This window comes from Streptomyces sp. NPDC051218 (genome assembly GCF_044455475.1).
Lineage (GTDB): Bacteria > Actinomycetota > Actinomycetes > Streptomycetales > Streptomycetaceae > Streptomyces.
Map to the genome: position 1 here is coordinate 168,033 of NZ_JBITEU010000015.1, position 13,490 is coordinate 181,522.

Sequence of the window (13,490 nt, forward strand, 5' to 3'; positions counted from 1 at the left end):
TCGGTGCCGCTCGGTGCTGCTCGGCGCCGCTACTTGTACTTGTCCGGCAGCCGCAGGATCGGGAAGCTGCCCGTGCTCGTCGGGGCGTGTTCCGGCAGCCAGAGGACTGCCACCGCGCCCTCCGCCGGGTCCTCCGGGCCCGCGCCCGCAGGAGTTACGTTGCGGAAGGTGAGCCTCGCGCCGAGCACCCGCGCCTGCCCCGCGGCGATCGTCAGGCCCAGGCCGTGGCCGACGCCCGCGCGGTCCGTGCTGCCGGTGCGGAAGCGGCTCGGCCCCTCGTCCAGGAGCCCCGCGGGGAAACCGGGGCCGTGGTCGCGGACCCGCACCACGCGGCCCTCGACGCTGACCTCGACCGGCGGCTTCCCGTGCTTGGCCGCGTTGGCGAGGAGGTTGCCCAGGATGCGCTCGAGGCGGCGCGGATCGGTGGTCACCTCCGATTCGTGCACCACCGTCACGCTCACGTCCGAGTCGAGGACCGCGATGCGCCGCGTCACGAACTCGCCGAGCATCAGGTCCTGCAACTCGGCCCGCTCGGCAGCGCTGTCCAGACGGGCCACTTCGAGCACGTCCTCGACGAGCGTGCGCATCGCCTGCGCCCGGTCCCTGACCAGCTCGGTCGGGCGGCCGGGGGGAAGCAGTTCGGCCGCCGTGAGCAGGCCGGTCACCGGCGTACGCAGCTCGTGCGCGATGTCCGCCGTCACGCGGCGCTCGGCTTCGAGGCGCTGCTTGAGCGCGTCCGCCATCGCGTCCACCGACCGCGCGAGGTCATCGGTCTCATCGCGTACGACGCCGCCGATGGCATCTCGTACGCTCACGTCCGTCTGCCCCTGCGCGACCTCCTGCGCCGCCGTCGCCGCCTTGCGCAGGCGTCGCGAGAGCTGGCCGCCGATGAGCACGCCGAGCGCGCAGCCGCCGAAGACCACGGAGATGGAGCCGATGACCAGGGCCTGGTCGAGGTCCTTCATGACGGTGGCGCTGCGGTCGGTGAAGCGGGTGTGCAGCGACAGGATGTGGCCGTCGCTGAGCGGGACCGCCGCCCAGATGTCCGGCACACCGCCGTCGTGGTCCTCCACGTAGGTCGCGCGGCGCCCGGTGAGCACCTTCGCCAGGAGGTCCTTGGGCATCTCCGGGTCGTCGATCTTCATGCCGAACTGGCCCGTGCGCCCGGACGTCTCGTAGATCCGCTGGGCGTACAGAATCCGCTCGTCCTGCACGTCGCGCGCGTTGTCGAGCATCGAGACGCGCGCCGCGTTGTGCACGACCAGGCTCAGCGCCACCGCGACGAGCGCGCCGACCAGCGCGATCGCCGCGCTGATCTTCCAGCGCACGCCGGTGCGCAGGCCGGAGGCCAGCTTCGCGCGCAGCGAGGCCATGGTCCCCCTGCTCATATGTGTCCCCCGAGACGCGCCGGACCGTTCGTTGCTTCAGCCGGTACTTCAACCGGTGCTTCAGCCATGTCGTGGGCTCACGCCTTGAGCTTGTAGCCGAAGCCGCGGACCGTCTCGATCCGGTCCTGGCCGACCTTCGTGCGCAGCCGCTGCACATGGACGTCGACGACGCGGGTGTCACCGCCCCAGCCGTAGTCCCACACGCGCTCCAGGAGCTTGTCGCGGGAGAGGACCGTGCCGGGCGCGGAGGAGAACTCGAGGAGCAGGCGCATCTCGGTCGGCGTCAGGGCCACCGGGACGCCGTCCTTGCGGACCTCCATGCCCTCCGTGTCGATCTCCAGGTCGCCGAAGTGCAGCACACCGCCGTCCGGCGAACCGCCGTCGGCGGAGGCGGGCGCCCCCGACTCGGGGCCGCTCGCGTGCCCGAAGCGGCGAAGGACGGCGCGGATCCTGGCCACCAGGACGGCGCCGTCGAAGGGCTTGGTCACGTAGTCGTCGGCCCCGGCCTCCAGGCCGAGCACGACGTCGATGGAGTCGGCACGCGCCGAGAGCATGATCACCGGGACCGTCGACTCGTCGCGGATGCGGCGGCACAGCGAGACGCCGTCCAGGCCCGGCACCATCACGTCGAGCAACGCGATGTCGGGACGGTCGGCGCGGAAGGCCTCAAGGCCCTGCAGACCGTCGGGCATCGCGGTGACGACGAAGCCGTCCCGTTCGAGGGCGAGCTGCGTCGCCTCGCGGATGACGTCGTCGTCCTCGACGAACAGGACATGGGTGTGCTCTGCCATCGGGTGCTCTCAGTTCTCCGTCGGAGCGGGTGCGTCGCCGCCGGCCGCGCTGCTGTAGTGACTGCGGGTGCGGTCCGTCTCGGTGAAGTGGTTCGAGGACCAGCGGTACGTGATGACTTCCTCGCCGGACGGATACGACACCGGGTCACCCTTCTCGTACACCTGCTTGGTCACCACCAGGTCGCCCCGGTCGATCTCCGCGTAGACGGGTGGCTCCTCGTCCTGGAAGACATTCTCGTACTTCTTGCCTTCGGCGCGATACACGTAACTGCTGGTCCCGACGGCATCGCTGCAGGTCATGATGTTCACCACGACATCGGAACCGGCTCCTCCGGTCAGGTTGCCGTAACTGACGTCGACGGGGTAGTCGTCGCCGACGCAGGGCTTCAGGTCGCGTTTGACCGTCCGGCTCACCTTCGGGTCGTCCTTGACGAGCCGCACGGCCTCGCCGGTGGAGGGCGGCGGGGGCGCGGACGTCGTCGACGGCGTCGGGGAGGGCGAGGGAGTCATCACCGTCTCGCCCCGGTTGCCGGGGCCCTCGTCGCGGGCGCCGGAACCGCCGGTCGAGCAGGCGGTGAGGAAAAGGGCGATGGCGGCGAGCGCGACCACCGCCGCACTCCCCGCCCTGATCGTCCTGCCAGCCTGGGTGCTTAGGCCGCGCAACGCTCCCGCTCCTCACGTTCGAGCGCGCCGATGGCGGGCTCCTCGCGGTCCCGGATCTCGCGGCCCTGGCCCTCGCGGTCCCGGCTCTCCAGCTCCTGGCGGAGCCGCGCGAGCGCGCGGTGCAGGGTGCTCTTGACCGTCCCCGCGGACATGCCGAGTGCCGCGGCCGTCTCCTCCGTGGACATCTGCTCCCAGTGTCGCAGCACGACGACGCTGCGCTGCTTGGGGGCGAGCACCTTCATGATGTCCATCAGGAGGGCGCGGTCGGCGTGCTGTTCCGTGGAGTCCTCCACGCGGGCGTCGGGCATCTGCTCGGTGGGGACCTCTTCGAGTTTGCGGGCCCGCCACCACTCCGTACGCGTGTTGATCATGACGCGGCGCAGATAGGCGTCCGCGAGCCGCTTGTCGGCTATGCCGTCCCAGCGGCCGTACGTCCGCACGAGCGCGGTCTGCAGCAGGTCCTGGGCGTCGACGGGGTCGGGGACCAGGCGCCGGGCACTGCGCAGCAGGGCGTCCTGCCGAGTGCGGACGTACTCTTCGAACTCGAGCACCTCGCCGTGCGCCATACCCAACCGCCTCCGTTCACCGACCACCGCTGCTTGTGCGGTACGGCTATGAAGTTACGGAGGCGTTGTCACGAGGCTGTGCGGAGCAGCCGCCGGGGGGCGCACGGCCTTCCGTCGGTTGTGTAACAGAAGTAGGCGGGGCGTAAAGCGGGGGGCGTTTCGTGGTGGTCTACCGCCTTCTCTCAGGTGAGAGGCAGGCGGTAGAGCCCATCGGGGAGCGGTTCGACGAGCCCGTCGGCGACGAGCCCGTCCAGCGCGCGGGCCCGCTGCACGGGCTCGTCCCACACGCGGTCCAGGGCCGACTGCGGCACGGGAGCGACGGCCTCACGAAGCACCGCGAGCAGCTTGCCGCGGACCTGGCGGTCCGTTCCCGCGTAGGTCTGGCCCCGGCGGGCCGGACCTACGTGCGCGGGTTTCCCGGCCGTCTGCCACGCGCACTGCTGCGCGATGGGGCATCGTCCACAGCTCTCGTTCTTGGCGGTGCAGACGAGGGCGCCGAGCTCCATGGAGGCGGCGGCCCAGCGGGACGCCGTGCGCTCGTCCTCGGGCAGGAGGGCGCGGGCGAGCTTGCGCTCGGCGGCGGTGGTGGCGTTCGGGGGGTACTGGACGCCGGTCACGGCACGCGCGAAGACCCGGCGCACGTTCGTGTCGAGGACGGCGTGCCGCTGCCCGTACGCGAACGACGCCACGGCCGCGGCGGTGTACTCGCCGATGCCGGGCAGCGCGAGCAGCTGCGCGTGCTTGGTCGGTACGTCGCCGCCGTGCCGTTCCGTTATGGCGACGGCGGCGCCGTGCAGGCGGAGCGCCCGGCGGGGGTAGCCGAGGCGCCCCCAGGCGCGCACGGCTTCTCCAGGGGCTTCCTTGGCGAGGTCGGCGGGGCGGGGCCAGCGGGCGATCCACTGCTCGTACACGGGCAGGACGCGGCTTACGGGCGTCTGCTGCAGCATGAACTCACTGACCATCACGCCCCAGGACCCGGCGTCGGGCCGCCGCCACGGCAGATCACGGGCGTGGGCGTCGAACCAGGCGATGACGGGACCGTGCAGGGCCTCGCCGGCGGGCTCGGGGCTGTCTGACATTGGCATGGGCTTCGTGGGCGCAGTCATGGCAAGACGATCCTGCCACGGGCCCACCGACCGACGGGCCAGGCGGGGCCTTCTCAACTCCGTTTCCCTTCGGGGGCTGCGGATCTTGCCCGTCTGTGGGTGCGGGGCCGCGCCGGTATGTCCGTCCTCGCTATCGTCCGGTGGCCGCGGGGTTGCTTCGGCTCCGGAGTGCCGCGAGCCGTGCTCCGGGCAGACATACCGGCACGTCCCCTCGCGTCCGCTGCCGACTGCGGGATGGGGGCGGGTGGCCCACCCACCCCGGGCCCGCGGACTGCCCACCCACCCCGGCCCATCCCCCTCTGACCCGGGGCAATCGGGCGGGTGGGTGGGAGAGCTTTGCGGGGGCCGAAGTTGGGGGGCAAGGCATGACGATCGGCAGGGGTGCCTTCCGGGGGAGGGGCAGTAGCGTCCAGGGGGTGGAGAGTGCATGGAGGCGGGATGGCCTGCTTTGGGGAGCCCTGGTCATACCCGCGTTGAGCGTGGACCAGCTGGGGCTGGACGAGCCGCGGGCAGCGTGGCAAAGGGCCGCCGGGATCGTCGTCCTGGGGCTGGCCGCAGCCACCTGGCGCAGATGGCCCCCGGCAGCCTTCGCGGCGGCCGCAGCCCTGGGGCTCACCGCGGCCCCCTCCCTCTTCACCCTCACGTACGGCCCCGCCCTGGCAACCTTCGCCCTGCTCATGGGGCGCAAAGCCCCCCGCGTGAAGCCCGCCCTCCTCGCCTTCGGCGCGACCGCCCTCATCGGCACCGCCAAAATCGCCGTACGCGACGTCGACCCCGTGGTGGAGTGGCTCGTCCTGACGGGCACCCTCCTCTTCGGCGCCGTCTTCCCCTGGCTCGCCGGCCGGTACCTCCGCCAGGGCCGCGAACTGGCCGCCGCGGGATGGACCCGCGCCGCCCAACTGGAGCGCGAGCAGCGCATCGTCGCCGACCGGGCCAGGCTGCGCGAACGCGCCAGGATCGCCCAGGACATGCACGACTCCCTCGGACACGAGCTGAGCCTCATCGCGCTGCGGGCAGGCGCCCTCCAAGTGGCCGCCGATCTGCCGGAACGGCACCGCGGCGCCGTGACCGACCTGCGCGTCGCCGCGTCGGACGCCACGGACCGGCTGCACGAGATCATCGGGCTGCTCAGGGAAGAGGGCGACGAGGCCGCGCCCCTCGCCCCGGCGGGCGAAAGCGTGCGCGCCCTCGTGGAGCGGGCCGCCGACTCGGGGCTGCCGGTCCGGTACATCGCGGGGGGTGAGGGCCCGCGTACGGAATTGACCGGGTCCGAAGCAGAACCCGAAGCGGAACCCGAACCCGAAGCAGAAGGGGAGAACGGCCGCACCGTCTACCGCATCGTCCAGGAAGCCCTGACCAACGCCGCCAGACACGCCCCCGGCGCACCCATCACCGTGGAGATGGGGAAAGCGGCTGTCGTCGTCACCAACGGGCCCGCCCGGCGGCCGGGTTCGGGCCCCGGCGCAGGCTCCGGCCTCGTAGGCCTGCGGGCCAGGGTCGAGGACCTCGGCGGCACCCTCGAAGCGGAGCCTCACGGCGACGGCTTCCGGGTCCTCGCACGGCTCCCCGCGGCTGTCGCCACCCCGGACCCGCCGCCACGGCACCCCGCGCCCGGCCCCGCGTACGCCCGCAGGCGGACCCTGCTGGCCTTCGGCGCCGCCCTGGCCACCGGGGCCCTGCTGGTCGGCGGCGCCTTCGCCTGGTACGCGTACTCACGGTCGAACGCGGTCCTCGAACCGGCCGACTTCGCCCGCCTGAAGGAAGGCCAGGCGCAGACCGACGCCGAACGGCTGCTGCCCGGCAGAGTCGCGACCGACCCGCCCGAGGAGCGCGCACCGACCCCGCCACCCCCGGGCGCCGACTGCCGCTACTACCGCGCCAGCGGTGAACTCTTCGTCACCGTCCGGCACTTCAGGGTCTGCTTCAGGGACGGGGCCCTCGTGGAGAAGAGTGTGATCCCCACAGCGGGGGCCCTGCGCGAGAAGGAGAGGGTGCGGTGATCCGCGTACTGCTGGCCGACGACGAGGCCATGATCCGTGCGGGCGTCCGCGCGATCCTCGCCGCGGGCGACGACGTCGAGGTCGTCGCCGAGGCGGGCGACGGGAGAGAAGCCGTGTCGCTCGCCCAGGCCCACCGGCCGGACGTCGCTCTGCTCGACATCCGCATGCCGCGCCTCGACGGCCTTGCGGCGGGCGAGGAGATCGTACGGACGCTGCCCGGCACCGCCGTCGCGATGCTGACGACGTTCTCCGAGGACGCGTACGTCGCGCGAGCGCTGAGCGGCGGAGCCACCGGCTTCCTCCTGAAGTCCGGTGACCCCCACGAACTCATCGCGGGCGTACGCGCGGTGGCGAGCGGCGCCGCCTTCCTCTCGCCCAAGGTGGCCCGTCACGTCATCGACGGCTATGGCGCGCAGCGCACGGTCCGCGGCGCCGACGCCCGCGCGAGGACCGCGGTCCTCACCCCGCGCGAGCGCGAAGTGCTCGGGCTTGTCGGGCTGGGGCTCTCCAACCCGGAGATCGCCGCCCGGCTCCACCTGGTCGAAGGCACGGTCAAGGCGTACGTCAGCGCGGTTCTCGACCGGCTCGGGGTCAAGAACCGCGTTCAGGCGGCGATCGTCGCCTACGAGGCGGGACTTGTGCGGCTCTGAGACTCAGCGGCGATGTGTCGCGGGCCGCCGGTGCGATGTCGAGTGCTCCGGCGTCGGGCTTCCCGGCCCCGCGAACCACCTGACGACGCCCGTCGACGACCCGCGCATCGCCTCGACCACCCGCCCGACAGGGCGCGTTGCCATACGTACGAGGAGGAAGGCGAGCGCGGCGCCGAGGAGCAGGCCCACCGCCACGTCGTGCGGGTAGTGCACGCCCACGAACACCCGTGAGAACGCCATGAGTACGGCCATCGGCAGCGTCAGGGCCGCGATCCGCGGCCAGGCGAGCGCGAGGCCGACGGCGGCGGCGCCCGCGATCGTCGAGTGGTTGCTGGGGAAGGACCAGTCGCCGTACGCCGGGCACTCGACGATGGAGGTGACCGCGCCGGCGACGGCCCGGCAGGGACGCTCCTCGTCGACCGCGGACTTGAGCATCTCGCTGCAGACGTAGGCGACCGCCGTGGCCAGGGGCGCGAGAACAGCTATCGCGAGGGCGCGCGGGTCGCCGCGCCGTGCCCGCCACCAGGCGACGATGAAGAGCACGCCGAAGAGCAGCAGTCCGAGTTCCGTCCACACCTCGGCGAGATGCTGGAACCAGGTAGGGGTGTCGTGGGCGAAGTCGGTGACATCGCGATAGAGATCGTCGTCCATGGTGTCCATGATTACGGACGGTACGGAGTGGGTCCGAATCGTCACACCCGGCGATCGTCCCGTCACACCCCCTGACGAAAGACAGGGGTGCGGAAAGCGGAATCAATCGTTCCGTGATGATGATCCGTAAACTTTGTGACTCCGGGCGGCGGGTGGGGCAGGACAAGGCGCGGATGTCTCGTAAGGTTTGGGCCGTGGGATCTCTGCGCAATCCTGTCGGGCCGCTTCCCTCCACCATCTACTGGCGTCGGAGGGCCGTTCTGCTGTCCTTGATCGGGCTGATGGCGCTCCTGGTCGTGTGGGTGCTCACCATGGGCGGTGGGGGCACGAACGACGGCGCCGACGGCCCTTCGGGCTCCGGCCCCGCCACGTCCATCACTCCCGGACCTTCCAGTTCGGGGCCCGCCATCAGTGAAAACCCGGGCGGGCGCGACGAGTCGGGCGACGACGGCGACGGCGACTCCGGCTCGGGAGGCTCCGGGGGTGGCTCCGGTGATTCCGAGGGGGCCGACGGCTCGGGCGACTCCGGTGGCGGTGACGGCAGCGGCTCGGACGACGGCGCCAAGGGCGGCGGCGGATCGGGCGGACAACTGCCCGCCGGGTCGAGCCTGCCCAACTGCGTGAGCGGAGACGTGAAGTTGAAGCTGCGCAGCGTCCATAACCGGTACGAGATCGGCGAGAAGCCGAAGTTCGAACTCGTCGCCCAGAACAGCGCAGGCAAGGCCTGCAAGGTCGATCTCGGCGCCAAGAAGACGGTGTTGACGATCACTCAGGCCGACGGCGACAAGGAGATCTGGTCCTCCGCGGACTGCCCCGCCGGTGGCGGGAGCCTGTTGCTGCGGGTGCCGGGCGACGGGCGCGTCACGCACACCGTGGAGTGGGACCGCCGGGGGAGCGAGCCGAACTGCGCGACGCCTTCGGCGGGAAGCGCGTCCCCCGGTACGTATCTCGTCGAGGCCAAGTCTCCCGGCCTCGGGTCGGTGAAGACGTCGTTCGTCCTGGAGGACAGCTGACGGCTGAGTGCCGGTGGGTGGGCAAGAAACCCCCACCCACTCAGCAGCACTCGCTAGACGTACCGCTCCAGAATCGAAGACTCGGCAAGCCGTGAGAGCCCCTCGCGCACACTCCGGGCCCGCGCTTCCCCGACCCCGTCCACGGTCTGCAAGTCGTCGACGCTCGCAGCGAGAAGCTTCTGCAGCCCCCCGAAGTGCTCCACGAGCCGGTCGATGATCGCGCCGGGAAGACGCGGCACCTTGGCGAGCAGCCGGAAGCCCCGCGGCGAGACGGCGGAGTCCAGCGCTTCCGGAGAGCCGGTGTAACCCAACGCCCGTGCCACGGTGGGCAGTTCGAGCAGCTCCGCATGGCTCAGCGCGTCCAGCTCGAAGAGCGCCTCCTCGACCGTGCGGGAGCGCTTGGCCGTCGGCTCGGGAACGTAGTCCCTGACGACCAGTTCGCGTTCGGGCTCGACGCCCGCGATCAACTCGTCCAGCTGGAGGGCGAGAAGCCGGCCGTCCGTGCCCAGCTCCACCACGTACTCGGCGATTTCCGTGGCGATGCGCCGCACCATCTCCAGGCGCTGGGCGACCGCCGTGACATCGCGGACCGTCACCAAGTCCTCGATCTCCAGGGCGGAGAGCGTGCCCGCCACCTCGTCCAGGCGCAGCTTGTACCGCTCCAGGGTCGCGAGGGCCTGGTTCGCGCGGGACAGGATCGCCGCCGAGTCCTCGAGGACCTTGCGCTGTCCGTCCACGTAGAGCGCGATGAGGCGCATCGACTGGGAGACCGAGACGATGGGGAAGCCCACCTGCTTGGACACGCGGTCCGCGGTGCGGTGCCGGGTGCCCGTCTCCTCCGTGGGGATCGTCGGGTCGGGGACGAGCTGCACGCCCGCGCGCAGAATCTTGGTGATGTCCTTGTCGACGACGATGCCGCCGTCGAGCTTGCACAGCTCGCGCAGCCGTGTCGCCGTGAACTCGACATCCAGGATGAATCCGCCCGTACACATCGATTCGACGGTCTTGTCCCAGCCGAGGACGATGAGCCCTCCGGTGTTGCCGCGGAGGATGCGCTCCAGTCCGTCGCGCAGGCCGGTGCCGGGCGCGACCGCGCTCAGAGAGGCGCGCATCAGCCCTTCGGCACCGGAGCTTCCGCCGGGCTTGCCGGGAGCTGACGCCCGGTCGTTGGCTGCCACTGCACTCCTCGGGTCGCGGGTTTGTCCAAGCCCCGGTCCGTACGACTGCTTCGTACGGACGGGCGAGACCAGGGCAAAGTCTACCGGCGCTCTTCGTCCTCCCGTGGGGCCTCTCTGCGACGCGACCTCGGAAGGACTCGCAGCGCGTCCCCCATGTCGGCGACTTCGGTGACCTTCATACCGGGCGGGACCTTGCCGGGGTCGGCCGGGACGAGGGCGTGCGTGAAGCCCAGACGGTGTGCTTCGGCCAGCCTGCGCTGGACTCCCGTGACCCGTCTGACCTCGCCCGCGAGGCCCACTTCGCCGATCGCGACGAGATTTTTCGGCAGCGGGGTGTCGCTCGCCGCGCTGGCCAGGGCGAGGGCGATCGCGAGGTCGGCGGCCGGCTCGGAGAGCTTCACGCCGCCGACCGTCGCGCTGTAGATGTCGCGCTTGCCGAGCGCGGTGATGCGGCCCCGCTGCTCGAGGACCGCCAGCATCATCGAGACGCGGGAGGTTTCGAGCCCGGATGTCGTACGCCGCGGGGAGGGGATCTGGGAGTCGACGGTGAGCGCCTGGACCTCGGCCACCAGGGGGCGGCGGCCTTCGAGTGTGACCGTCAGACAGGTGCCGGGGACGGGCTCCGTGCGGCGGGTGAGGAAGAGACCGCTGGGGTCGGTGAGGCCGGTGATGCCCTCGTCGTGCAGCTCGAAGCAGCCGACCTCGTCCGTCGTCCCGTACCGGTTCTTGACGCCGCGGACGAGGCGCAGGCGCGCGTGCCGGTCGCCCTCGAAGGACAGGACGACGTCCACGAGGTGCTCGAGGAGGCGGGGGCCCGCGATGGCGCCGTCCTTGGTGACATGGCCGACCAGGAGCGTGGCCATACCGCGCTCCTTGGAGGCGCGGATCAGCGCGCCCGCCACCTCGCGGACCTGCGCCACGCCGCCCGGCGCCCCGTCGATCTCCGGGGAGGCGATCGTCTGGACCGAGTCGAGGATCAGGAGGGACGGCTTCACCGCGTCCAAGTGGCCCAGAACGGCGGCGAGATCGGTCTCCGCCGCCAGATAGAGGTGGTCGTGGATCGCCTTGATGCGGTCGGCGCGCAGCCGGACCTGGCTCGCGGACTCCTCGCCGGTGACATAGAGCGTGCGGTGTTCCTCGCTCGCCGACTTCGCCGCGACGTCCAGGAGCAGCGTCGACTTGCCGACGCCCGGCTCGCCCGCGAGCAGCGCCACGGCGCCGGGGACGAGGCCGCCGCCGAGGACGCGGTCGAACTCGGCGACTCCGGTGGTGCGAGCGGTGGCCTGGCGGCCGTCGACCTCGCCGATGGGCAGGGCGGATGAGGTGACGCGGCCGGGGGCGGTGGTGCGGACGGCGGGCGCGCCGTACTCCTCGACCGTCCCCCAGGCCTGGCACTCGGGGCAGCGGCCGAGCCACTTGGCCGTCTGCCAGCCGCACTCGGTGCAGCGATAGGACGGCCGGTCTTTGCCGGACTTCGTACGGGTGGCCATGAACCGAACCGTAGCGGGCGGCACTGACAGCGGCGCACGCGATCCGGATCGCTCCGGGCGTGCGTCACGTAATCATGGGTTCCTGTCCCCTTTTGAGGGATCTGTTCACCCGTAAGGATTAAATGTGCTCAAGGGGGAAGAGGGACCCGGCATCATCCGCCTAACTTCGCACGGGTGATGAGCAGCAGCCCGGAGACCCCCACCCAAGCAACCGGCGCACACCGGGCGCATCGTGACGCGCGCCAGCGCGTAGTGCCCCGCTCGGTGCCGCAGGCGCCCCCCGCACGCTATGAGCCTTGCCTGGACGGCCTGTTCACGTACTGCCTGTCCGTGCTCTGCGATCACGACGCCGCGACCGCAGCCCTGGGCGACGTCCTCGCCATCGCCGAGCGCCGCGGCTCCCGCGGCCCCGAAACCGAGGCCGAACTGAAGTCCTGGCTCTACGCACTCGCCCGCTGGGTCTGCCTGCGCGCCCTCGCCGACGCCAAGCGCAAGCGGCAGGGCGGCGGCGCACACGCCTCCGGAGCGGCTCCTCGCACCCCGAAGGCGGACGATTCGGACACGCTTCCGGACGAGGCGGAGCGGCAGCGGCGCCGCGAACTCGCCCAGCTGGCCTGGCCGGAGGCCGCGGGGACGACGCCCGAACAGCGCGAGGCCCTGGAGCTCGCCGTACGCCACCAGCTCACCCCCAAGGAAGTCGCCGCGGTCATCGGCATGGACCTCGTGAAGACCCGCGACCTCCTCGCCACCGCCGCCTGCGAGGTGGAACGCACCCGGGCCGCGCTCGCCGTCGTGGAGACCGGCACCTGCCCGATCGTCGCCCGCCTCACCGGCGACAACCAACTCCTCCTCGGCACGGCCCTGCGCCGCGAACTCGTCCGGCACGTCGACGACTGCCCGCGCTGCCGCCGCACCGCCGAGCGCGCCGGGTCGGGGGCCTGGCCGGGCACGGCCGCCTCCCCGGCCGCGCTCCCGGTCATCGAGGCCCCGCGGGCCGCCGTGCACGTGGCGATGGCGCACGTCCCGCGCGCGCGGGCCGGCGGTCCGCGCTTCGACCGGCACGGATTTCCGATGGACCCCAAGGACCACGCGGCCCGCCGCGACCGCATGCGCGCGCGTGCCGTCACGACGACGGTCGTCGCCACCGTGGTGGCCGCGCCCGTGCTCGCGCTCTGGGCGGCGTATCGAGGGGCGCCGCTCACCGGCGAGGGCCAGGACGGCCGCTCGGTCAGCGCGAGCGAGGCCGGGGCCGACGGGCTGAACGGCGACCGCAGGCGCGAGGACTACGAGAACGCGGGCAATGCCCACACGCCGCCCGACCCCCGCTTCACCGCGGGCAGCCGCTCACCGGACGTCTCCGTGGAGGTCATCAGCGCCGGTTCGTCCCCGTCACGCTCGGGAACCGGCGCCGGCCGCCTCACCGTCGCGGCGCAGCCGAGCGGTGGCACGACGCTGATCACGCTCACCGCGTCAGGGGGCGAGCCGGTCCACTGGTCGGCGAGCACCGGGGCCTCCTGGCTCTACCTGAGCCGGTCGTCCGGGACGCTCGCGCCGGGGGAGACGTTCACGATCCGGGTGTACGTCGACCACGAGCGGGAGCCGGCGGGCCACTGGAGCGCCCGGGTCTCCGTCGCGCCCGCGGGGGCGATCATCTCGATCGGCGGTTACGGCAGCGGTTCGGGCCGCCCGACCCATCCGGGCCCCCGCCCGACCCCGATCCCCCCCAAGCCAAAACCGACCCCGACGACCCCGGACCCGACACCCACGCCGACGCCGTCGGATCCGACCCCTACCCCGACGCCCACGCCGTCGGAACCGGAGGAGTCATCGCCCCCGCCGAGCGACAGCGGCGACCCGAGCCCGAGCGAGGGCTGATTCTCCCCAACCCCGCCCCTTCCCGAAAACCCGCTCGGCGCGGGGGCCTTGGATGCCGTCACCACCGGCTCCGCCAAGTTCGTCCTCAAACGCCGGACGGGCTGAATCTTCAGCCGTCC

General features: G+C 72.0%; 12 protein-coding genes. 4 read left to right on the forward strand and 8 right to left on the reverse strand.

Going from position 1 to position 13,490, the window contains the following annotated elements:
• Positions 1 to 29: 29 nt before the first annotated feature.
• From cseC to ACIBCK_RS36230, 5 genes are all read right to left on the reverse strand, one after another.
• Positions 30 to 1,388, reverse strand: a complete 1,359-nt coding sequence (gene cseC / locus ACIBCK_RS36210) for a two-component system sensor histidine kinase CseC (protein WP_399397231.1) — start codon at positions 1,386 to 1,388, stop codon at positions 30 to 32.
• A 77-nt stretch (positions 1,389 to 1,465) separates the two neighbouring features.
• On the reverse strand, positions 1,466 to 2,179 hold the full coding sequence (cseB, locus tag ACIBCK_RS36215; protein WP_399397233.1) for a two-component system response regulator CseB: 714 nt from the start codon (positions 2,177 to 2,179) through the stop codon (positions 1,466 to 1,468).
• A gap of 9 nt (positions 2,180 to 2,188) precedes the next feature.
• A complete protein-coding gene (locus ACIBCK_RS36220) occupies positions 2,189 to 2,842 on the reverse strand; it encodes a hypothetical protein (RefSeq protein WP_399397235.1) in 654 nt (217 codons plus the stop codon).
• A complete protein-coding gene (locus ACIBCK_RS36225) occupies positions 2,830 to 3,408 on the reverse strand; it encodes a SigE family RNA polymerase sigma factor (RefSeq protein WP_399397236.1) in 579 nt (192 codons plus the stop codon). Before ACIBCK_RS36225 ends, ACIBCK_RS36220 begins: the two co-directional genes overlap by 13 nt.
• Before the next feature lie 182 nt (positions 3,409 to 3,590).
• Complete coding sequence (locus ACIBCK_RS36230; protein WP_399397238.1) at positions 3,591 to 4,514, reverse strand: A/G-specific adenine glycosylase; 924 nt, start codon at positions 4,512 to 4,514, stop codon at positions 3,591 to 3,593.
• Between the two features lie 479 nt (positions 4,515 to 4,993).
• Between ACIBCK_RS36230 and ACIBCK_RS36235 the strand changes: the two genes are divergently transcribed.
• Positions 4,994 to 6,514, forward strand: a complete 1,521-nt coding sequence (locus tag ACIBCK_RS36235) for a sensor histidine kinase (RefSeq protein ID WP_399397240.1) — start codon at positions 4,994 to 4,996, stop codon at positions 6,512 to 6,514.
• Entirely contained in the window at positions 6,511 to 7,164 is a 654-nt protein-coding gene (locus ACIBCK_RS36240; protein ID WP_399397242.1) for a response regulator, read from the forward strand. Before ACIBCK_RS36235 ends, ACIBCK_RS36240 begins: the two co-directional genes overlap by 4 nt.
• Positions 7,165 to 7,167: 3 nt before the next feature.
• On the opposite strand, the gene ACIBCK_RS36245 is transcribed toward ACIBCK_RS36240, so the two are convergent.
• Positions 7,168 to 7,824, reverse strand: coding sequence for a phosphatase PAP2 family protein (locus ACIBCK_RS36245; protein WP_399397244.1), 657 nt, complete (start codon positions 7,822 to 7,824; stop codon positions 7,168 to 7,170).
• A 185-nt stretch (positions 7,825 to 8,009) separates the two neighbouring features.
• Between ACIBCK_RS36245 and ACIBCK_RS36250 the strand changes: the two genes are divergently transcribed.
• Positions 8,010 to 8,828, forward strand: a complete 819-nt coding sequence (locus ACIBCK_RS36250; RefSeq protein WP_399397246.1) for a hypothetical protein — start codon at positions 8,010 to 8,012, stop codon at positions 8,826 to 8,828.
• A 53-nt stretch (positions 8,829 to 8,881) separates the two neighbouring features.
• On the opposite strand, the gene disA is transcribed toward ACIBCK_RS36250, so the two are convergent.
• Positions 8,882 to 10,006, reverse strand: a complete 1,125-nt coding sequence (gene disA / locus ACIBCK_RS36255; protein ID WP_249588570.1) for a DNA integrity scanning diadenylate cyclase DisA — start codon at positions 10,004 to 10,006, stop codon at positions 8,882 to 8,884.
• Positions 10,007 to 10,086: 80 nt separating this feature from the next.
• Complete coding sequence (radA, locus tag ACIBCK_RS36260; RefSeq protein ID WP_367044076.1) at positions 10,087 to 11,496, reverse strand: DNA repair protein RadA; 1,410 nt, start codon at positions 11,494 to 11,496, stop codon at positions 10,087 to 10,089.
• A gap of 174 nt (positions 11,497 to 11,670) precedes the next feature.
• Between radA and ACIBCK_RS36265 the strand changes: the two genes are divergently transcribed.
• A complete protein-coding gene (locus ACIBCK_RS36265) occupies positions 11,671 to 13,371 on the forward strand; it encodes a hypothetical protein (protein ID WP_399397249.1) in 1,701 nt (566 codons plus the stop codon).
• The last annotated feature ends 119 nt before the right edge of the window (positions 13,372 to 13,490 follow it).